The following is a 20,743-nucleotide window of genomic DNA, read 5'->3' on the forward strand; positions in this document are numbered from 1 at the left end:
CGTCTCCTGTCGTAAGCTTCGTCATCCTCGCCCCTCTGATTCTTGTAGTAGCATTTGGAATCTCGTGGTTCGGCCACATGGCCGACGCCCAAAACGTGGTCGAGGAGGCCGCCCGCGCCGGAGCGAGGTGGTTGGCCGCTCACCCGGGGGACATTGACGGAGCGAAAGCGAGAGCCGCCGAGGTGGTTGAGGGGGCAATAGGCGGCAAATATATCGCAGGGGGGAACATTGACGCCCCCAACTTGAATAATAAGCTGATCGGAAAGCTGACTAAAATCGGCCATAAGTATTACATAACAGACAGAAATTTTGGCTCTGTCCAAGTAAAACCAGCTAACGGAAGCATTAAGAAGACAATGGAAAGTTTGCTTAACCGCACTGTTGTAGCTGATGGGACTTGGAAAAACGTCGATGTCTTCAAAGTGGAGGTCGCCACGACAAATCCACCCGAAACCCAAACGGTAAATCAGACAGTCCCGGAACAGAGCGGTGAGGACGGTGGGCCAGACGAGGCACCCCGGGCCGTTCGCAGCGGCTGCCCTGGCGCGGTACGGGGAGGGGCCTTGGGGGACGAAGTGGGGGGCATGGGCCTCCCCCCAACAGGGTTCTGGGACCGTGCCCACGAATGGGGCTTTGAGAATCCAAGCCACCAGCCACAATACTAACAAATACAGCAGTGAATGGATATCTCCGAACGGAAAAAAGATTTACCGAATTCACATTAAAGGGAAGAGCGAGCGGAATTATGATTACGGATATGTTTATGGGTGGAACGGCTCAAGCTGGGTTCAGCTCGTCAAAAGGTGCAGCCCTTCCTCAAACGCTGAATACGACGAATGGGTGGATGTGTCGTCTTACAATGTGACGAAGCTGAAAACGAGGCTGACCACCGATAGGAGCGTTCTGTATAGCCCGACGTATGTAGATGTGGTTGAGGTGGACACTAACCATCCGTCCTCTCTTTCGGTTTCTTCCAACAGGGCGTTGAGGGTCCAAGTCAGGTCCCACCGCGCTGACAAATACAGCGGGGCGTGGGCAGCGCCGGGCGCTGGAAAGATCCTCTGCATCCATATGAAAGGAAAGAGCGAACGTAATTACGATTACGGGTATCTTTACGGGTGGAACGGTTCCTCCTGGGTGCAATTAGCCAAAGAGTGCAGCCCTTCTTTTAATGCTGAATACGACAAATGGATAGATGTGTCAAAATACAACGTGACAAAACTGAAAACGAGATTAACTACTGACGGAAGCGTTCTTTACAGTCCGACTTATGTAGATGTGCCGGAAATTGTAGTTGATCGCCCAATCAATGGTTCCCCGTTCGATAGTAGTACATGGTGGATCTGGGGGTAGAGCGGTGCAGACAGGTGCGCCCTCAGCGGTCAAGAGGTGCAGCTGTCGAAGAGCTGTTTCCTTACTTATTACGCTACTTACACCGCTTACGCCGCGGCTGATGACCACTTTAAGGTTCAGTTTTCTTCCCAAAGTTATTCCAATCCGAGTTTTTTGAGCGGCGACACCACTTGGGTAAATGGGGTAGTCCCGGCATCAGAAAAAACTTTGTGGGTCACTAAGCCGGGAAGCTCTATGTACCCAAAAGAGTTCGCTTCAGTGTTTACCATAAATGCATGGAACGATTACGGCCCAGCGGGGGCCATTTTCGCGCTGAAGCATACAGGTTGGCACTGGGACACTTCATATAAGGGATACAACGCTTACAACAATGGGTATTATTACCCCCTGGGTTAGAGTGCCGACTGCCCAGTATGTAATGGTGACAGCGAAAAACAATCAAGGAAGCCCGATCACTATTAGGGTTTGGAACGGCTCTACAAACTACGAGGGTACCGGAACATTAACATTTTTTGCTGAAGCCAATACAGGAGGAAATTACCCTGCTTACTTGATTTATGTAAAAAGTTCTACTCCCTTCAACGACGTCCAGGTTGTTTTTTCGGAGCCGTACTCAGTGGTTTGCACCGATTCAAGTTGGCAGTATACGCCTGTTGACGGTGTGAAATACAGTTCCGTGACATTGCCTACAAATGTTCAGCCGGGGAAGACGTTTAGCGTTCAGGTGCAAGTTGCGAACACCGGGCACAAAGAGTGGTACGGGACAGCGGTGCCCAGCTGGTGGCCGTCCTCATACGGGAACGGGATTACGAGGCTTTCGTACCACTGGTACGACCAGTCGGGGAACCTCGTCGTCATGGGCGGTTTGAAGACGTCTTTTCCAGGCGTGGTGAACCCCGGAACGGCTGTTAACCGGACCATGACTATTCAAGCCCCGAGCCAACCGGGGACATACAAACTGGTGATAGACTGCGCCCAGGAGGACGTGGCGTGGTTCGGCCCGGTGCAGGGGGTGAACTGGCCGACAATCGAAGCGAACATACTGGTCGGCGGCAAGCAGAGAGACGTTTATTTCAGTCCGGTCGCTGTCCCCAAGTATATGATCACAGGGCAACGTTACACCATCAGAGTGACGGTCACCAACAAGGGGACTACAGCGTGGTCGCAGTCTAAATGCAGGCTGGGCTACTATTGGGTGGACAAAAACGGCAAAAAGCTCAACGAAAGGGGTTATGACCTTCCCTTAAATGTGCAGCCCGGTAGTTCTGTCACTTTTGATATGGCCGTAGCCGCGCCAAGCAAACCAGGGGCGTATTCCCTCGTAATCAGTATGGCCTCTGTCATTCAGAACGGCCTGGCGTGGTGGTGCGAGGACGATCAAGACCCTTGCCCCTACATAAAGGCCGATGTGCAGATCCCCGATGGGGATCTGCTTCAAGGAATGATCACTTACGACGGGGAGGACTACTGGATCGGGGTGACGCTCCTGGACTCTCAGGGTCCCGACCTTTCCACCGTGGCCGGCAAAGACGCCATTGTGTGGGGGGATGGCAAGGGGCCGGAGCAGAAAATATTCCTCGTCTCTTCGATTGAGGAATATTTCCCCAGCGATTGGAACGCGGTGGTTACTTTCGACCTCGATAAGGACGTGCTCTGCAACGACCCTGTCGCGGGCGACCCGGAAGCTCCGGCTGGCGACCCCGTCGGGCAGCCGCGGGCGGACGGATACGCTTATTGCCGGGTGACGTACCACTATCCGGTACCTCTGAAGGGCTTTTGGAGAATGGTCTCTAACGCTGGGGTGCCTCTGTGGAGGGGCGAGGAGCCGCCGTCGAGATCACTGATAGGAGAAGCTTTCTTTGTTTCAGGGGAGACGGGTGATCAGACATGATAGAAACGGTTGTCAGATTTTTAAGATGCCAGCGGGGGGACGTCGTCAGCTGGGTGGTCATCGTCCCCCTCGTCTTTTTTATCTTCTTCTTTGGGGCGGTGTTCCTGCACCTGGACAGGGTGCGGGCAGGAGTCGCTATGGCTGCAAGGGATGGGGCGAGGGCATACGGGATAGCCCTCGAAAACCCCTATCTCCCGGCGCGGGACATAGCGGAAGAGAAAGTCAGGGATACCCTGCAAGCGGAGGGCCTGATGCCGCCGGGGTCGGACTTCCTGGCAGACGGGGCGACGCCGGCGAGAGGAGAAAGGGGGGTGGCCGTAGAGTTCAGCGATACGGGAGAGTGGGCGACATGCACGATCACTTATTATCTGCCGAACCCTTTTACGCGGCTTTTCCGGTTGATTAAAAGCGACAATGCTTTCCCTGACCATTTCGTATTCACCGTCAAGGGGGCGGCCAAACACGAGGTTGAAAACACAACAATAGAAGGGGATGGTTAAAATAAGCGCCGCAAATCCGGAAAAAGTTATAGAGGTTGTCAAAAAGAGAGCGTCCCCGTTGGTGGCGCTTTCGCCGCTTGCAGGGGCGGTTTCAGCAGTGTTGGCGTGGGGTTTTATGCTTCTCCCACAAGCGGGGGAGGATCTGACGCTCGTTTTTCTCGTCGCCGGGGGAGTTTCGTTCTGCTTATTCCTCGGTTTGGCGCTTGTTTTCAAAAACTGTTTGCTGAGGAGCGCCGGGGCGGAGATTATGAGCGTAATTTCGGAATGCTCCGCAAGCAAGATCTCGGCGAACGAAGCGAAAGAAATCCTTACAAAAATGGAGGTGGTGCTAAAAGGCTGTAAACAAGCGCAACAGGCTGAGAAAGAGCGGCTGGAACGCGCTGTGACGAAAATATCTGGCTTTTTAAAAGAGGCCGACGCCGTGGTGGGGCTAGTGAAAGAGAAGGTTGAAAAGATGGCTGAGATCGCCGCTTCCGTTGCGGGAAGCAATGAAAATTCAGAAAATGCTTCAAAGGAGGACAGTTGATTAATGCGTAGAGGGATTATCGCCTTAATCATTATCGTATCTTTTGCCGTCGGCCTGGCAGCGGGCTTCGGCAGGGGGTACTACCATTATGTTGTAGGGCCGCAGAAGAAAGCGCAAGAGATGGCCAAAAAGCAGCAAGAAGAGCTTAACAAGATGGTCCGACACGGAGAGGTAGTTGATGTCAAGCCCGAGCAGATCACGGTCCATGTCACTAAAGCTCAGCTCGAGCAAGGGAAGACCGTCACGTACCGCACGAACGAGTATACTTCCGTCCAGATAGGTATGGGGTTCGTCAACAAACCTAACGAAAAGACCGATTTAACAAAGTGGTTCCGGAAGGGCGACCAGGTGGACCTGCTTGTCAAGAACGGGCAAGCTATGGCTTTGCACCGGGAGCTCCGTCCTGGGGAACAAGAGCCGCAGACCGCGGAGCAACTGACATCCGGCTCTAAGGAGACCGTACAGCAGACTTCTCCGGCTCCCGCTCCGGCCCAGTAATAAAATAAAAATAAAGAAAGAAAGCCGCGCTTCTTAATTTTGAGGCGCGGTCTTTTTATTTTGTAAGGAGCTGATTACTGTGTATAAAACAGACTTTCCAAAAATCGCTTCAAAATTCAAAATAGGCGATCAGGTCCCCATCAAATAGGGAGGCCAGAAAAACGCCCTTTCCGGTTTAGGGAAGAGTGCTATCCTACCTGCGGCACGATAATCCAGATCACGAGGAATTCTTTTTATGTCCGCTGCTCTGCCGGCTACGTGAGCGGGGTTAGCGTGAATCACCTCGTGGTAGGGGTGGAGATAAAGAAGCGCGGTGCTGATGTAGTCTATCTTACAGCCTGAAGCAGTTGGGTAAAGATGGACTAACGATTAAAGAAAAAGCGTTTCTCTATCATTTATGGGATAACAATTTTTTGACCGAACTCCCGAGAAGCCTCCACCTATTGGAACTGCTAATCTGTACAGCCAAATCAGCCTTCTTCATACTATCTAACAGATCGTTTAGCTGATCGGTGTTCACTGGCTGTCCTTTCTCGACTTTCTCAGCTTGGGCACTTATAATGAATGCAAATTGTGTTAGCAAAGGACCCAGGTCGGCAATCCGGCTACTCCGAAATTTTTGATCGATCTTGTTACCCAGTAAAGGGGCAATAATATTACTTCATCACTTCCCAACCGTACTTTAGCCTGACCTCACATTTGCGGTACCCATGCATCAAAACTGTTGAAATAGGAAACAACTGATCCAGAGTAATTATTTCTAAAATCAACTGTATAGCTAGAATATGCTCTTACATTTGCCTCACTCGAATTAACATAGAATTCCATTCTAGGTTCGGCTCTCAAGGTTTTTACACAGTAGCAATGCCTGCCCAATAAATCAACGGCCTCAGCACACCATTTTACCCATGTACCTCCGATACCACCACTATACTTAGACATACTTAACTGGAGACCTGAGCCAGGAGCACCTACAGGGAACGTCCATCCAACGTTGTATGGAAGGGTTACGGTAATACTTAAACCACTCGTTGTTGTTGAGGAGGGACTGTAATCATAAACTGTTCCATTGTTACCCGCACTGATACAAGGGTAGAAATAGTCTATACTGGCCCAGTTCTCTTCCTGAGAGTAATTAGCAGTTACTTCAACAATTTCGTGCCCTACATAATAGTACTTATAATTAATAGGATTAGTTGGATGAGCAGAGAGTTTATAGCTGAACGAGACAGTACCCTGAGTGTAGTAATCCGTTACAGAACTGATAAAGGCAATCGGCCAGTCATCAATGGCTTGAATCACAAAATCTTTAGATTCTGAACTCCTGAAGAGCTTGATAAAATCTTTTTGGGAATCTTTTGCCAGTGATTCCATTACCAGTGCAGGTGTCGGGTTCTGAAACCTTAATGCGAAAATACCGTATACTCTATCAATTCTTTGGATGCCTGTTACCTCTGAACTCAAATTTGATTTCATCCCATCGGCAGGATCAGGTGAGGCACCCTCAGTAGTTTGAATCTTATAATCCTTGATTCCTAGATACGAAAACATGTCTTCAACTGAAATGCCTTTTTTTATGAAATAGATCCGCGCACCTTCATCTAATTTTTTCCGTAGATATATTCTGTTCGCATCATTTTGTAACGTGACGTTACCCTTAACCCAGATCACATCTCCCGAAATTTTATCGAGCTCGTTCCATTTATCAGGTGTTGCGCTTAATATATCGATTCCCTTTTCTTGCACTTTTTCAACTTTTTCAGAGAGAAAGATGACTTTCACAGAAGAAGTATCACTTGCAAAAGTGCCAGTCACAGGAAATAATACTGAAAAGAGAAACACAACAATTACGGATAAGGCAAGGATATTTCTTTGATAACACTGTCCACCCAATTTGTCAAACATCAGGCTACCCCCCTTAAAAGTAAAAAAACAAATAGCTCTTGAACTTACTGTCCTTTTTAATCTTTCCACCAAACATTCTCTTCTTTTAATCACCTCCATTTTTTATCATTTTGGCATCGGTTGCTACCATTACTATACGAATTACACTGGCTCAAGGAAATAAACCAACTCTTTCTTTAATCTATAATTTTTTGTTCAACCTGGTGATACAATTTAGACAGAAACAGGCCGTTTAGGGCAGCTTTAAGAAAATATAGTGGATCACTTTTCCGGCACTTTCGGCTGATACCAGTGAAACCAGCAAGCGGTGCTTGCTCCCGTAGCGGCTACGAGCAGGAACAAGGCTGATGCGAACCGCAGGAGATTTGTCTTGACTGTTTTGAACATGTTCTCACCTCCCGGAAAATTGGTATTGCAAAACACTTTAGACTTTGCTAACTGTTTTCCTGCCTGATATTCCCAAAAGGAGCATATCGCTACACAACCGGATGATATAGCTGCATGAACGGATTTTAAACAAAAATAACCGTTGAACTAATGGTTATGATCTGCAAAATAACTTGTCGCGGGTTTTTTTGTTTTAGTACTGGCACTACTCCATTCCAAGTCTCTTGAGCAAATCCTTCTCTCGCTCCCGGCTTAATAAAACCCTGTCACCTGAGTGCAGAATAATCACATATGTTTGACCTGAAGGAATAATTTCCCTGATCTTTTCTAAATTAACGAGATATCCCTTGTGGCACCGGAAGAAAAGCAGGGGATCGAGCTGCCGTTCCAGTTCGCCCAATCTGCCAGGTACAAGGTGTTCTCCTCTCTCTGTTTTAATGAGAATTTTGTGCCGGCGGCTTTCAATAAAAAGAATTTCTTCCGGGTGAATCACCAGTTTGTGCTTATCCGATTTGATTAAGATAACTTCTTTATGCTGGGTTTGGTTTTTACGAACTTTATCTCTCAAGCGCCGGATCGTCTTCCTGATCCTTTTTTCATCAAAGGGCTTTAATATGTAATCAAACGAATAGAGTTCAAATGCCTCCAGTGTGTAGTCGGGATAGGCAGTGGCGAAAACAAAGTACAGCCCCGGCCGCATTTCCGCCAGCTCCCTAGCTGCTTCCACTCCATTCATTCCCGGCATATCAATATCCAGAAACACCACATCAGGCCGGTAGATCTCCACCTGCCTGATGGTCTCCTTACCGTCCCCGGCGATGGAAACCACTTCGACCCCGGGCACCTCTTCGATGACCTTCTTTAAGTACGCTGCGGTTGCCGGGTCGTCATCGGCTATCAGGACCTTCAAGCCCACCACTGTCACCACCTTGATCCCTAAAACTCAACATGCCGTCAACCCACCTGATGAACCGGTATCCCCAGGGGGTGAGGGTAAAGGCCTGGCAGAGCATACCGGCAAGCACTGGCAGCCCATACTTCTGCTCGTCTTTGAGAATTGCCAGCAGAATCACCACGCCCGCGAAAATCTCTGTAACCATGAAAGACAGCTTCTTGCCTCTGACTTTTTCCTTTTCTGTCAGCGGCTTGTTTTCCGTTTCCCCGGGGGCGTACTTCCAGATGACCCCGGGAACCGCTATAAAAGTAATTATCGTTAACAAAATAAACCCTCGCCAGGCGATAACGTAATTCAGCCATTTTACCAGCCAGCCCATCAGTAAAAAGAAGACCGTCCCTCCGATCAGGCAGCGGTAATAGGCTTGGCAGTGCTCACCCCCGGATACCAGGCGCAGGATCCCTGCGGTTAAAACCAGGATCAGGGTCTCCCGGAATATCCCGAAGAGGGAGGCCAACGCCATGATCAGGGCAAACTCCAGCGCCGAACCCAGCAGCAGCTCCAGGCCGAAGGTCAACATTTTCTCTTTTTGCCTCTCGAGGCCCAACTCGCCGGCAATGTAACACGCAGCTTTTTCCGCCAGTTCACGGATACCCGGCATGTTACCACTTCCGCCGTTGTTTAGGGAAAAGCACTGTGAACTTCGTCCCCCGGTCCTTGAAGCTGCTCACCAGGACTTTCCCCCTGTTTTTTTCAACTGCCGACTTGACAGAAACCAGGCCGAAGCCTCTATTGCCGGACCTGGTGGAAAAGCCCGGCTCGAATATTTTATCCCTGAGTTCCTTTTCAATAAAACCCGGATTGACGGTCTGAAAGACAAAATACTTGCCGGTCTCGAATATTCTCAGGACAACCGTCCTTTTATCCGCATTTAAAGGCTCGACGGCCTCGAAGGCATTATCCACCAGATTTCCGACTACCGTGTTCAAATCGGTGGCTTTAACCCGGAGCATGTTCAAGTTTGCATCAACTTCGATCGTGAAGGAGATGTTCTTTAATGAGGCGACGCCCATTTTTACCAGCAACAGAGCCGCCAGTTCCGGGATATTCACCCGCAGGATCTCCCCGGATATCCGCACATCATGATAAAGGTTCTCGATATAACTCTGCGCCTTTTCAATTTTGCCGGTTCTCAACAAAGCATAAATGACCTGCAGGTGATTAACGAAATCATGCCTCTGAGCCCTCGTCACCCGGACGAGCTCCTGCAAATTCCCGATATAAAGCTCCTGGATCTTTACGAATTTCTCCTGTCTTTCCAGCAAAAACAGCTTCCTTGACATAACAAGCAAAACAAACCGGAACCATGCTAAAAATAACAACATTGATGATGACCACCGCCAGTTCCGGAGAAACCACACGACCGCTTTCCACCAGGCGTTGGAAGTCAAAACCCAGAGTTACCAGGACTACGGCCGAAAACAAAATTACAAAGATAGTAATAAATAAGTTATTTCTGTTTTTCATCACCTTTCAACCGCTCCAAACTCTTCAGCTCCTGAATATCGAAAAGCGCCAAATTATAACGCCTTAATATAATAATCACAACTGTCAAAAAAACGAACTCGGGAAGCGGGAACAACAGCCGCAGCAGGGGATCCTCAAGGGCCTGTCGGACGGCGATCCCGCTAACGGCGGAGATCAGCAAATTAAACACCGTTTCCGTCAGCGCCAACACGACCAGACCCAAAAGAGAGGCCAGTGCCGCATCCAGCAGATTCAGGCTGCAGCAGCAGGCCGTTAAGACGATCAGCACAGGCAGCTGGAGGAAAACATTGATTCCGGGGGTTAACGGGAGAGTGCGGATCAGGAAGGAAGCTAACGATTCAAGTGAAGCAATGATCAGGACGCTTTTCAGCTTTGGCTTGAATCCGAGCAAGGTCAAACCTAAAGAAATAAGGATGGCGGTTTCCGGAATGGACTGAAACACCACCAGATATAAAGGCATCCTCTCCATCAGCAGCAGCCTCTTTTCCTTCTGGGCTATCCCTATCCCCGGGGGCTGGATGGTCATCAGTGGATATTTCGCCATTTATTGGCCATTTCCTCCAGGAAAAGACAGGCTATGAAAAACAATTTTTTCAAAGATCGCACTAACCGCCACTATTGCCGCAGCGGTTTTTTTTTAAAAAAATATCTCACTGAAGAGGAGGCTGTTTTTTTTAAAAATGTGGGAAGAGAAACTTTTTCAAGACGACACTTATGCGCTGTTGCTTATCGAGACCCAGGACGGCGAGCGGTTCTGCGAGCCCATCGCCGTGGGGGACGGCGGGATCATAGAGGTCGTGAAGCGGTTTTCAGAAAAGTACCCCGGCTGCAGGGCGCGGCTCTTCTCCCGCGACCACGACCGGCGGTATTTTGGGGACTACATTTCGCCGGAGAAGGTCTTTTAAAAAGTTTGCTCTGCTCTTCCGGATTTAACTTTTTCCACCGAGAAGTTCCTCTCTTATGGGAGGATGCTCCCCGGCGGAAAAGTTAAAGCTCTCGTAAAATGTATTCCCGAAACATCGGTTCAACGAACTTATACGACCCACGCCCATTCTTTTCAATGATTGCTTTAGTGATTAAAAAATCCAACGCTCTCTTAACTTCGTTGGGGTTATCTTTTTTAGAATAAATCCTATCTCCCGCGGCGATGCGCTTCAGCACTTCTCGAGCACAGGCTCTTTGGCCGATCTCGTCCAGGATTTCATCGTAGACCTGAGCCAGTGTTAACAAGGCGCGGTCGTACCCAAGTCGGACATATTCCAGCGTCACGGTTTTTTCTCCTGTTTCAAGCAGAGCATAGTAAATCTCCGAGCAGACAAGCATCGTGTCCTGGGGGTGGCCGCCTGTCTTTTGCAGGATTTCCCTGATAACTTTCTCATCTGCTTTAATGTGCTGCTCCTTAAATTTTTGGCTGATGTACATCCTCCAGGAATCTTCAGGAATAGGGGGGATGGGAAGGACGACGGCAAAGCGGTAAAACGCCTCTCTCCGGTTTCCGAACAGAGAATTCATCATCCCTTCCTTTGAGCCGAGGAACAGATAAGACACGCTCTTATGATTTTGAAAGTGAGACCTCATTCTCTTATAAATGTCGCTGTGACCGGCTACGCGTGAAGCGTCCTGGAATTCGTCGAATAAGACCACCATGTTTTTGCTATCGCGGTTTGCAAGGATTTCTGCCAGATCCAGGGCGTACTCAAGCAGCGCGTTTTCATCCAGATCGTCTCGGAGAAAGTCCACACTAAATTCCAGGTCGCTGAATTTGACCGTCAGCTTTGCCAGGCCGGCGACGCTTTTGGCGCGGTCTTTCAGCGCTTCCAAGGTTCTGCGAACCCCCGTCCTGTTCTCCAAACAAGCGTTGATCAGGGAGAACGCAAACTCCCGTTTGTCTGAAAGGCGGAAGAAATCCACCGAAGATGTGTAAAACCCCCGCTCTTTCAGCCGCCTGAGAACTTCGTAAGCAATAGAGGTCTTTCCTATTCTTCGTGGGCCGGCCAGCATTATGCTCTGGCCGTCAGCCAGCCTTGCTTCAAGAGAAGCGATAAAGTCTTCTCTATCCACAATGTCTTTCTCCGAAACAGGACCTCCGACGGGAAACAATCTACCGGGCATGTTAGGCACCTCCGGTATATTACTGTTTTCGTAATAATATATTACATTTTATGTAATAAGTAAAGAGGAGGGTGGCAGCAGGATGTCAAACAGTCCACCCTGGTTCGCATTGACATTTTGGTATTAGGATGTGAGGTGATTTTTTTGCTATTATAAAACCGCCGCGGGAAAACCCGCCTCCTTCAGGGGGCGGGATGAAAGCGGCGGCCAGGTTAGAAAAGAAAAAACAGATTGTTTTTTTTGTTCAAGTGTAGTATACCGAAGTTGCTATGAAAACCAAGAAGACCAGGTATGCTCACTACAACATAAACTATCACTTCGTCTGGATACCGAAGTACCGCCGTAAGATTTTAGTAGGTCCGATAGCCGAAGAGCTGGAACGGCTAATCCGAAAGGTTTGCAGTGAAAGAGAGGTAAGGTACTTAGTCTCTCCATTCAGCCCGATCATGCGCACCTCTTTATTTCAGCTCCTCCAAGACATGCTCCCTCTGTCCTCATCAACACCATTAAAGGGTATACTTCCCGCTACTTGCGCCAGAAGTTTCCGGAGTTGAGCAAACAAACAGGACCGCGGCTCTGGACTAGAACGTACTACGTGGGCACCGCTGGCACGGTATCTGCCGAAACTATTCAGCACTACATCGCAGAGTGCCAGGATGAGTAGGTGAGAATACATGGCTTGGAGCAGCAAATCGCACCCGCACCGCCTCCTTTTGACCAAGCAGTTCCCGCTGGGCTCGGAAATGCTGCCGGTTTTCCGACCCGTCACGCAGGCGGCCAACCGTATTTGGAACTCCTGCGTCTGGTGCAGCAGGGAAATCCGTGGAGCTGAAGGCAAGTGGCCCACTGAAGGAGAGCTCAAGTCGAAGTTTAAGGCTTTCGCCGCATGGAAGGAACTCCACTCCCAGTCTGCCCAGGCGGTAGTGGAGGAGTACTTCGAGGCCGTGTCTGCCTACTGCAAGCACAAGGAAAACGGCCACCTGGAGATGAACCCGCCGAACTTTAAACCGAAAAACCACCTCCGCACCGTCACCTGGAAGAGGCAGGGCTTCGATATTGAGGATAACACCCTCGTGTTGAAGCTCTCCCGGAAGAAAGAACCCATCAGGGTGACTCTGCCTGAAGGGTGGAATTTACTTTACAAACTCTTTTGCTTCACGCTGACCGCTTCCTGGGCATAATATAGAAGACCCCGGAGGTTCATTCAACTATTTTTAAACTTTTTCTTACCTACTATTAAACCTAACCAAAAGAATACAGCTGAGATAATAAACGAAGCAATTAAATCATATTTTACATCTCTTTTCATAATCCAATCTTTAAATGTTGTTGACTCTCCTATAGATTTATTATAATCCTGAATCAGCTTTAATTGTTCTGGCGTAAGTTTAAGTAAATCATGCTGTTTTTCCAATTTATCAAGCATTTCTTTCTTTTCGTTTAACATCTCCTCAGACATTGCAATATCTTGTTCCAATTTTTCAAGTAAGTCCTTAGTTCTTAATTGAACATCCGCTATTTCTGAAATAACTTCTTTCGTATCTGGCGGCAAACTTTTAAGCAAGGTGGCCCCTATTGTCAAGACAGTTTTTTTAAAAATTTAAGAGCCCAACATACGTTCGGTTGGTTTGTTATCAGCAAAGTGGTTAGGGTTATTGAACGATCCCTACTACCATTTCTGTAACAATATCCCTGGTGGCAGCCACCTCCTCTCGCATATTTTGGTAGGATTGCATGTAAAGTTCTGCAGGCGTCTGGTAGTTCAGTGATTGGTGCGGGCGGCGATAGTTATAAAAAAGTCCAGGTAGCGGGCAATTCTTTGTCTAGCTTCCCGGGGACTGGTGTACTCGTTTAAGTATACTTCCTCATACTTGAGACTGCGCCAGAGGCGCTCGATAAAGATGTTATCAGTTGCCCTGATTTGGATCCCTGCGTTTTTTAGAAGTTCTATGTATTGCGGGCTGGTAAACTGGCTTCCCTGGTCGCTGTTCATGATTTCCGGCCGGGACCGGGCCAAAGATCTTTCGACTGCATCCAAGACAAAGGATATCTCCAACGTGAGATCCATTTCCCAACCGACCACATAGCGGGAGTACCAGTCCATGATTGCCACCAGGTACATCCAGCCCTTTTGCAGGCGAATGTAAGTAATATCTATGCCCCACACCTGGTCTGGATGAGTGATTTCGAGGTTTCTAAGCAAGTAAGGATAAACCTTATGTTGCTGACTGCGCCTGCTCAGATTTGGGCCGGGATGAATGCCGGTGATCCCCATTTCCCGCATATGTCGCTGTACCGCTTTACGGTTGACTTCAAAGCCCTCACGGCGAAGCTGTGCTGTAATCCGTCTGGAGCCGTAGTACGGATGTTCTGTGTAGATCTCATCAATGCGGTGTTTGATAGCGATTTCCTCCGGTGAAGGGCCCACAGGCTTGTAATAAAGGCTTGTGCGATTAAGGCTCAAAAGTCTGGCCTGTGTTGCAATGGGAATTTCCGGGTTATCCCACTCGACCAGGGCTATGCGTTGCTCACGGGTCATGGTGGATGCCAGATTTTTTTTCAACCAGGACAGTTGTGTGGTCAGACGGCCAATCTCAGCGTACAAGTCCTGGATCTGCTTTTCGTAGTCTTTTTTCATGGCCTCTATATTTCTTTTATCAAAAAGTTGGGGCAGGTTTTCAAGCGCTTCTTTTTTCCAATTCTTTAACTGAGTGGTATGGACTCCGTATTCCGATGATAGCTGTGAGAGGGTTTTCTCTTCTTTGAGAATTTCCAGCACGATCTTGCTTTTGAATTCCGGCGAATATTGTTTACGAACAGACATTTGGTTCTAAAAAACCCCTTTCTCACTGTCTAAAATCTTGGGTCCATTATATACGTCCGAATCGACACCAGACCTTGACCGCTCTCGCTACAAGCTCGATTGGTGGTTTTACACTGGCTTCCCGATAGGCCCGAAGTATCGCGAGAATAATATCGGCCCGCACAGTCAGCTTCGAGAGATGATGTTTTAGATTGTTCTTCCCATCTTCCCCTCGTAATACCGATAAAGCAAGAAGGTAAGCGCAATCATATATGACACGCGGAGGTCTCCAGTCACACAACCAATCCTTGGCCGCTTTCGCCCCATGAAGGTGTAGAATTGCTTCCGCACCGGCCGCAATGTCCCTGTTTTCAATAGGGTACAAATGCAGCCGATCCTCCGGAAGGTCTGCGTGCCACCTCAGCCAGCCACCAGCTTCTTTAAGGTTCTCTCTAGCTTTTGCCTTCGTCGCTTCAAACCGCGAGAGCACTTTTGCGCATTGAAGGAGACCGGGAACTGGCCACTTTTGTCTACTAACATCTAGATGGAGCCGTTGAACCGTCTGCGGGTCGCCGAATCTTTCTACCAAGTCAGGATTCTCTATAATTAGCTTTCGGACAGCCGGCATCCGTCTTTACTGTCTCTGCAGCAATAAGCAGGAGCTTAAAGATGTCTGCCCGCTCCTTCTAGTTTGCTGCTATCTTGAGCGCAGAGCGAATCCGGTTTAACTTAATCTCTTGTTGTTCTACAGGATCTGTAACAGTACTGTCGAGTTCTTCTTCGATTACAAGATCGCGCAGTTCTTGGTAACGCCCGGTGCACGCCAAAAAAGTATCGAGGTGATAGGCGGCATAACGGTCCCGGTGGCGGTTCTGGTAGAGAAGATCGGCAATGCGCCCCGCAATATCTTCAACTTTGGAAAATCTTTGCCGCAGGTAATCTTCAAAATCTTGATCATGAAAAGAAATAGTCTCGTTTTCTATCCTCACACCACATCTGATATCCACGCGGAAGCTTTCCAATGCTTCTGGTGGAACACCAGCTAACGCCGCGGCATAAACCAGTGGTATTGGTCTCGGCAGAGCGATCAAAGCTTCGCAAATTCTGTTAATATCTTCCGGAGTTCCAGACCGCTTTTTAGCTTCGTCAAAGCAATTATCGAGAAAACCCTCAAGAGTCTTCCAGCCAGGGCGCAAGGAAGCCAAAACGGCATCTAAACCTTGCTGCCTGAAGCTGAGTGCATATTCCTGAAGTCTGGGAATACCATTGGTCAGCTGGTGGAACTCCTCGACCTGTTCATCTGTTGCGTCTGGATAATAGAGCCGAAGATGGGCAGCACTTTCCGAAAGGTCGAAACCACCGAGTTCAAATGATTCGTGCTCCGGCAAATTGAGTATTTCCTTGTTTTCAGTACGACAAGTAACAACCAATCGTGATCCCCTGGGCAACGGTTGTTCCAGTAAGTCGTGAATGAAGCTCTTTTCGTTTTTTTCACTAGCAGCGTAGACGCTATTGTCCGCCGCGTCTACCACGATTACCACCAGTGCATCTGGGTTGAGTTTTTGTATTAATGAAACAGCTATTTCCACTCGCTTTAGCAACTCAAGCAATAAATCTTCCGGCAAGAGGTCAAAGCGTAACAGAAGTGGCCCTCTGGTTCGAGCAGCAAGCTCATTGGCGATCTGCAGTATAGCCCGGTTGGGCGTGTGGCGGGTATCTGCGGGGTTAAGATATGTTCCTCCTCCATAGCAGTCAAAAACGATTACAACCGAATGCTGAGGGAGTTTCTTCTCGAGCATTTGAACAAGGATGGTCTTCCCTTTCCCGCCTGAAGAATGCAAGCAGATTGGTTTTCCAGCAGAACCAACCACGGTGTGAGCAAATTCCGAGGCTTCCTTCCTCTCAAGAACATATGGAGGCAGCTCAAACTTGGGCTGTGCTGGATAAACTCTCTCAAAAGTTGGACAGCCAAAAACAGGAAGAATGTCGTACTTTGTCAGGGGTTTCTGTTTCCAAGCCTCAGGCATCATACGGTCCCAGATTAGGTCTGTCAACGCTCTATACTGGGCCGAAACCTCGCCCGGGCCATAGCGGCCCAGTTCCTTCACCAGGGCGATTTCCTGCCCGAACCGGGATTGCTCACCGCAGTCAGAGAAGTCAAGAACCCTCAGGAAATCAGTAAACTTATCAGACTCGAGTCCGGAAGCCCGGTACAGCCGCTCAATTTCTACACGCTCTTCTTCTGCCAGATGTTCAAGCACAGTCTCTGTCCTAAATGTTGAGGGATGTTCATAGAGCAACCCCTGAGCCGCGTCGAGAGCACTTTCAAGTCTTTCGCTGGTGGGACGGTTACTAACCAATTTCAACTTAAGCTTCCTGATGACGGCCTCAGGGCCATAAACGCCGTAATAACGTTCAAATGCGTCAGCGAGCCGGCGAATGACCGAACCTCGACCGGTACTGTCTTTACCCTCACAGAGCCGCGCAGCCGTCCATTCTTTTCCGGGATTTCGCGTACTGTACTTCAGCTGTGAAAGAACAACATTATCCGCTGTATCAAAACGTTCTCCACCAAAGTACTCTGCGAGGTCAACTGCCAGGAGCTTGTCACCATCGGGATCAAGTAATTCTGTCTCATCTTTATCAGGTCCTTCAATGTTCAATGCCATCAATTCTGTGGCAGGGTCAAGTAGGCTAAGTGCTTTCCGCGCCGCCCACAGCAATTGGAAATCATCACCGGCGCTGGACTCCCTTGCTCCTGACATTTTGTTAAAAACCTTCATAGTCTTTTTCCCCGTACAAGTTGCATATACATATGAATTTTCTTCAGAGGTTCTAAGGGGTTCTAATAAGAGCTTGTTATAAATATTGGCCTGAGTTATCAAAAAGAAATTCAATCAGTAATCTCATTAAGTAGAGCATCCGTTGTATCTCAGTATAGAACTCGATAGTTGATCTTCGCATCTTTTTCATCAGGAAGATCAAATTATGCCTTCGTGAGGATAGAGGCAATAACAGCGTCAGTTTGGCCACAGCAACCGGATTGGGTATCATTTCAATCAAACCACCCAGGTTTAGGGCTCCGACTATGATCAGGCCACAGTAGGTTGCATGAAACAATCTCCGATAGAAGGCTCATCAACTCCCACGCTATCTTCTCCACCGCCACCTCCAGGTCGCCCCCCCCCCCCCGGCCTGATGTACCTGGCCGTGTGTTCAGGTTTTCGTGCCCAGTAAGCATTGGAGGTTACTGCCCGGGATCCCCTTGACGGTAAACGGTCATGTGGCCCAACAAATCGGTAACATCAAGTCGTTCCAGTATGAGGCCTGGCACCGCCTTGAACGTCAAACCACTGGAGATGCCATAGTACCGGGTGCCTGAGGTGAATCTCTGAACGTCCACCTACTCACGCTTTCCCCTCATCTTTTCAAGTTCCTCCCTTATGACGTCTAGCGGCATGTCGAAGAAATCAAAGGCTTCATACAGTGGATTAGTTACCTCCTTGACCGCTTCAGGTAGTTGGTCAATGATGTTGCTTGCTGGTATTAGAAGCTCGGATGTCACTGTGTTTTGGTAGCATCTCCGGGCGTGGAACAAAACTCGCCGTGGGCAAGCCCAGTTTGACAGCACTCTATTAGCAAGTCCATCCCATGCGAAACGTATGAGAACGGACACGGACCGATCGGCGAGCCTGATCGCGAGTCGATGCGCGTGAAGGAGACATTCTCCTACACGCCATATTGGAAGCACGAAATCAAAGACAGTGCCAGGTTGAACACCTCTTTGCCGTGCGTCAGAACTATCATCCTGATAACCCCGAAGAAGAAAAAGTTTCCCTTCACGGGATGCTCTCCAAAAGTCAGAGTAGGCGCCGTCTGAGAATCTATCGTGCTCTGGTTCGGCTATAAGACATTCGATAACACCTTCATAGGCATAAGGCTTGATCTGGTCTCGGGTTGGCACCCACCATGGTGGCCAGCCGGACTCATGAACCTTCACCTCCCTAAGCAACTCCAGCAGCTCAGAAAGCGAGGGCGACTCGAAATCACCGATGATGGAGTAGGCTATGCTCCATATGCCGTGCTCATAGCGCTTCTGTCCAATTTCGCCGAGTCGTTGAGTCACTGCCTTCTCCCAGCGTACTCGTGATTGCAAGATCCATTCATTCAGAGCATTCGCTGCTCCCTTCAATCCAGCCTGGGGAGATGAGGTTTCCCCAAGAATAATTGCCCGAATACTGTTCAGCAGTTCTTCACGATGAGCTAGGAGACACCTCCGCAGGAGATCATCCCACTCTTGCGCGGTTCGGGGAGTTTCACTGGTAGGACCTGGCCTGCGGATGTAATAAGCGTTCTCTCGAACGTGGCGGTCGCGAGGCCCTGCTCGTTTCGCTCGAATGGGGACACGGTGACCACCAGGAATATAAATTATGGGAAAAGGCTCTCCTGTATCGGGATGGGGCACTTGATAGACTTCACAGTGAAAAGGAGGATCTGCGTAAGACCGTATAATTCCGTTTACAATGTCGTGAGAATACCCCCGCAAGTCTTGCGGGCGAGGTTGTTGTGGAATATAGCCAGTGTCTCCCTGTGTAAATCCTAACAAAATATAACCGCCACTGGAATTGGCAAGGGCCAACATTGCCTTGGCCAAGTCAGCTTTATGCTCTTCATCAGTCAGATCTAGCCAGCACTTTACTTCGATGTGAAGATCCTCGCGCGGATGGGTGAGAAGAGCCTGAAGTTGCCTTACTGAACCTTTCATGTCAGGTCCAGGTCGTCGTATCACTTAAACATCCTCCCATCACTTTTTTTCCACCCTAGTCAGTCCGTATAGCGGCCAGGCGCTCAATAGTTACCTTGAGAAGGATTTCTTTCAAAGAATCGACTATACTCCCGTACCACAAGTGGCGCCACATGGGATAAAAATGAGTAGAGGTGCTGCCTTGGAGCGAACAGTTCTTAGATTCTCTAGCTCTTACAAAGAATAGAAAATGCCTCCTGTTAAACTAATTTATTCATTCTCCCAAAACTGCCCAATTCCTGCTTTTTCCCTTTCGGCAAGCATCCATCTTCGGGTTACTCAATCCTAAACTCTCTCCAAAACCCACACCTTGCCATCTTTGACCAGGTCGCACACCATCCCCTGCTCAGTCTCGCAGCGGTACCGTGGGAGATAATCATATTTATTTCTCGGTCGGGGTGTTCCCTGACCCAACAACGTTTTCACGATGCACGATTTCACGATATACCACCGCTCCCGCCACCGGAAGGCCACGGGTAAACCGTTGGGGTTAAGCCGGATTTCGTCAAGCGGCATTTCGTAGAGCTTGAACATAAGGCGATCACCTTAGCAGATCATACGAGCACTTGTATTTTTAGCCCATATTTATTTATTAAAAAACAAAAAACCGCAAGCGCCCTTTGCTTGCAGTCTTTTTGTCACCCACTTTGTCACCCACTTGAGGTTTGATTGAGGGAAACTCCTTGATATTACAAGATTCTTAGGGATACTTGCGGAACTTTCATTGACCCCCGATTTCAATTTCTTAAATTCCCGCAAAGCCTTGTCTCCCGAGGCTTTCAGAAAATAAATGGTGGGCGCGATAGGGATTGAACCTATGACCCCCTCCGCGTCAAGGAGGTGCTCTCCCACTGAGCTACGCGCCCGATTTCTATCCCTAATTATAATGTCGGATCTACGCCTCGTCAAGAGGTCGCGCGGGCCTGAGTCATCCCCTCTTTTTTAGCCCGTCCCGCCTAAGAGATCCGCCACGTGCCTGAAAACTAAGGACTTTAAAGAGGGTAGCTTCCGCCAAAACTTTTGTTTCCAGGAACAGAAGATATAAAAGCCTACCCGGAAAGAAGCAAGAGTGCGCTTCTTTTCGGTGTTCGCCATAAGCCTCCGGTGAAGCCCTCCTTTTTCGGCCCAAAGGCCGATTACTGTGAGAAGAAAATAGGCATAGGCCATAACGAGAAGAAGACGGTTGTAACGCCCCGCAGACGAGAGTACAAGCCCCCGCAGCTTAAAGCCGTTACGCTCATTCTTGAGGTCCTTGAAAAACTCATCTACTTCCATGCGGCATCCATACCAGGCAATGATCCTGGAGAGCGGTTCGCCTTTTGCGTTCGTTGCCAGAAGCCAGGGCTCTTTTTGCTTTGCATCAAGGCAAACAACAATTCGCACCGGCCAGCGTTCTGTTTTGTGGTAACTAACTACCCCCAGGTCTGTTTTTGTGCCCCGAGGAAGCTTCAAGGTACCCAGTGTTCCCTTGAAGCTTTCAGATTCCACCCATACCTTCGTCTGGGTCTGACCACGAACTTA

General features: G+C 48.9%; 22 protein-coding genes, 1 tRNA gene and 2 pseudogenes. 9 read left to right on the forward strand and 16 right to left on the reverse strand.

The window, feature by feature from the left end:
• Positions 1-23 precede the first annotated feature (23 nt).
• The 6 genes from TPH_RS07305 (at position 24) to TPH_RS07330 (ending at position 4,768) form a co-directional block, all read left to right on the forward strand.
• A complete protein-coding gene (locus tag TPH_RS07305) occupies positions 24-665 on the forward strand; it encodes a TadE family protein (protein WP_269077496.1) in 642 nt (213 codons plus the stop codon).
• Complete coding sequence (locus tag TPH_RS07310) at positions 634-1,353, forward strand: hypothetical protein (protein WP_158502672.1); 720 nt, start codon at positions 634-636, stop codon at positions 1,351-1,353. The genes TPH_RS07305 and TPH_RS07310 overlap by 32 nt, the downstream gene beginning before the upstream one ends.
• A 370-nt stretch (positions 1,354-1,723) precedes the next feature.
• Positions 1,724-3,244, forward strand: coding sequence for a COG1361 family protein (locus TPH_RS07315; RefSeq protein WP_015050552.1), 1,521 nt, complete (start codon positions 1,724-1,726; stop codon positions 3,242-3,244).
• Positions 3,241-3,744 carry a hypothetical protein gene (locus tag TPH_RS07320; RefSeq protein ID WP_015050553.1) on the forward strand — a complete coding sequence of 168 codons (504 nt, stop codon included), beginning with the start codon at positions 3,241-3,243 and terminating at the stop codon, positions 3,742-3,744. Before TPH_RS07315 ends, TPH_RS07320 begins: the two co-directional genes overlap by 4 nt.
• The gene (locus TPH_RS07325) at positions 3,737-4,270 is read left to right on the forward strand and encodes a hypothetical protein (protein WP_028990975.1); all 534 of its coding nucleotides are present in this window, start codon (positions 3,737-3,739) and stop codon (positions 4,268-4,270) included. Before TPH_RS07320 ends, TPH_RS07325 begins: the two co-directional genes overlap by 8 nt.
• A 3-nt stretch (positions 4,271-4,273) precedes the next feature.
• Positions 4,274-4,768, forward strand: a complete 495-nt coding sequence (locus TPH_RS07330) for a hypothetical protein (protein WP_015050555.1) — start codon at positions 4,274-4,276, stop codon at positions 4,766-4,768.
• Between the two features lie 693 nt (positions 4,769-5,461).
• Here TPH_RS07330 and TPH_RS07340 read toward each other — a convergent pair.
• The 7 genes from TPH_RS07340 to TPH_RS07360 all read right to left on the reverse strand — a co-directional run bounded on the left by TPH_RS07340 (position 5,462) and on the right by TPH_RS07360 (position 10,047).
• The gene (locus TPH_RS07340) at positions 5,462-6,673 is read right to left on the reverse strand and encodes a hypothetical protein (protein WP_015050556.1); all 1,212 of its coding nucleotides are present in this window, start codon (positions 6,671-6,673) and stop codon (positions 5,462-5,464) included.
• A 261-nt stretch (positions 6,674-6,934) separates the two neighbouring features.
• Complete coding sequence (locus TPH_RS14765; RefSeq protein WP_015050557.1) at positions 6,935-7,060, reverse strand: cyclic lactone autoinducer peptide; 126 nt, start codon at positions 7,058-7,060, stop codon at positions 6,935-6,937.
• A 205-nt stretch (positions 7,061-7,265) separates the two neighbouring features.
• The gene (locus TPH_RS07345) at positions 7,266-7,976 is read right to left on the reverse strand and encodes a LytR/AlgR family response regulator transcription factor (protein ID WP_148275875.1); all 711 of its coding nucleotides are present in this window, start codon (positions 7,974-7,976) and stop codon (positions 7,266-7,268) included.
• Positions 7,948-8,616 carry an accessory gene regulator ArgB-like protein gene (locus TPH_RS07350; RefSeq protein ID WP_015050559.1) on the reverse strand — a complete coding sequence of 223 codons (669 nt, stop codon included), beginning with the start codon at positions 8,614-8,616 and terminating at the stop codon, positions 7,948-7,950. Before TPH_RS07350 ends, TPH_RS07345 begins: the two co-directional genes overlap by 29 nt.
• A 1-nt stretch (position 8,617) precedes the next feature.
• Positions 8,618-9,208 carry a sensor histidine kinase gene (locus TPH_RS07355; RefSeq protein WP_158502673.1) on the reverse strand — a complete coding sequence of 197 codons (591 nt, stop codon included), beginning with the start codon at positions 9,206-9,208 and terminating at the stop codon, positions 8,618-8,620.
• Positions 9,186-9,485 (reverse strand): hypothetical protein, encoded by a 300-nt coding sequence (locus TPH_RS15435; RefSeq protein ID WP_158502674.1) that lies wholly within the window; start codon positions 9,483-9,485, stop codon positions 9,186-9,188. Before TPH_RS15435 ends, TPH_RS07355 begins: the two co-directional genes overlap by 23 nt.
• Entirely contained in the window at positions 9,466-10,047 is a 582-nt protein-coding gene (locus TPH_RS07360; RefSeq protein ID WP_015050561.1) for a hypothetical protein, read from the reverse strand. The genes TPH_RS15435 and TPH_RS07360 overlap by 20 nt, the downstream gene beginning before the upstream one ends.
• 136 nt (positions 10,048-10,183) lie before the next feature.
• Here TPH_RS07360 and TPH_RS07365 point away from each other — a divergent pair, with 136 nt between their 5' ends.
• Positions 10,184-10,408 (forward strand): hypothetical protein, encoded by a 225-nt coding sequence (locus TPH_RS07365; RefSeq protein WP_015050562.1) that lies wholly within the window; start codon positions 10,184-10,186, stop codon positions 10,406-10,408.
• Positions 10,409-10,490: 82 nt separating this feature from the next.
• Here the strand turns inward: TPH_RS07365 and TPH_RS07370 are convergent, their stop codons facing one another.
• Positions 10,491-11,615 carry an AAA family ATPase gene (locus TPH_RS07370; RefSeq protein WP_015050563.1) on the reverse strand — a complete coding sequence of 375 codons (1,125 nt, stop codon included), beginning with the start codon at positions 11,613-11,615 and terminating at the stop codon, positions 10,491-10,493.
• 269 nt (positions 11,616-11,884) lie between these two features.
• Between TPH_RS07370 and tnpA the strand changes: the two are divergent.
• Together tnpA and TPH_RS07375 are read left to right on the forward strand one after the other, a co-directional pair.
• Positions 11,885-12,279 (forward strand): annotated as a pseudogene (gene tnpA, locus TPH_RS14770) (IS200/IS605 family transposase).
• Positions 12,280-12,289: 10 nt separating this feature from the next.
• Complete coding sequence (locus TPH_RS07375) at positions 12,290-12,796, forward strand: transposase (RefSeq protein ID WP_015050564.1); 507 nt, start codon at positions 12,290-12,292, stop codon at positions 12,794-12,796.
• 23 nt (positions 12,797-12,819) lie between these two features.
• Here TPH_RS07375 and TPH_RS07380 read toward each other — a convergent pair whose 3' ends face one another.
• The 8 genes and pseudogenes from TPH_RS07380 to TPH_RS07420 form a co-directional block, all read right to left on the reverse strand.
• Positions 12,820-13,179: a hypothetical protein gene (locus tag TPH_RS07380; RefSeq protein ID WP_015050565.1), complete on the reverse strand. Its 360-nt coding sequence runs from the start codon at positions 13,177-13,179 to the stop codon at positions 12,820-12,822.
• A 198-nt stretch (positions 13,180-13,377) separates the two neighbouring features.
• Positions 13,378-14,439: an IS3 family transposase gene (locus TPH_RS07385; protein WP_015050566.1), complete on the reverse strand. Its 1,062-nt coding sequence runs from the start codon at positions 14,437-14,439 to the stop codon at positions 13,378-13,380.
• A gap of 665 nt (positions 14,440-15,104) precedes the next feature.
• A complete protein-coding gene (locus TPH_RS07395; protein ID WP_148275876.1) occupies positions 15,105-17,315 on the reverse strand; it encodes a P-loop NTPase family protein in 2,211 nt (736 codons plus the stop codon).
• Between the two features lie 506 nt (positions 17,316-17,821).
• Positions 17,822-18,544 carry a hypothetical protein gene (locus TPH_RS15965; protein ID WP_236608771.1) on the reverse strand — a complete coding sequence of 241 codons (723 nt, stop codon included), beginning with the start codon at positions 18,542-18,544 and terminating at the stop codon, positions 17,822-17,824.
• 219 nt (positions 18,545-18,763) lie between these two features.
• A pseudogene (locus TPH_RS16520) lies at positions 18,764-19,183 on the reverse strand (AlbA family DNA-binding domain-containing protein); the annotation flags it as partial.
• A 324-nt stretch (positions 19,184-19,507) separates the two neighbouring features.
• Positions 19,508-19,756 (reverse strand): hypothetical protein, encoded by a 249-nt coding sequence (locus TPH_RS07410; protein ID WP_015050570.1) that lies wholly within the window; start codon positions 19,754-19,756, stop codon positions 19,508-19,510.
• A gap of 257 nt (positions 19,757-20,013) precedes the next feature.
• Positions 20,014-20,088, reverse strand: a tRNA-Val gene (locus TPH_RS07415).
• Between the two features lie 76 nt (positions 20,089-20,164).
• A complete protein-coding gene (locus TPH_RS07420) occupies positions 20,165-20,710 on the reverse strand; it encodes a hypothetical protein (RefSeq protein WP_015050571.1) in 546 nt (181 codons plus the stop codon).
• Between the last annotated feature and the right edge of the window lie 33 nt (positions 20,711-20,743).

The sequence above is a fragment of the Thermacetogenium phaeum DSM 12270 genome (assembly GCF_000305935.1).
GTDB lineage: Bacteria > Bacillota > DSM-12270 > Thermacetogeniales > Thermacetogeniaceae > Thermacetogenium > Thermacetogenium phaeum.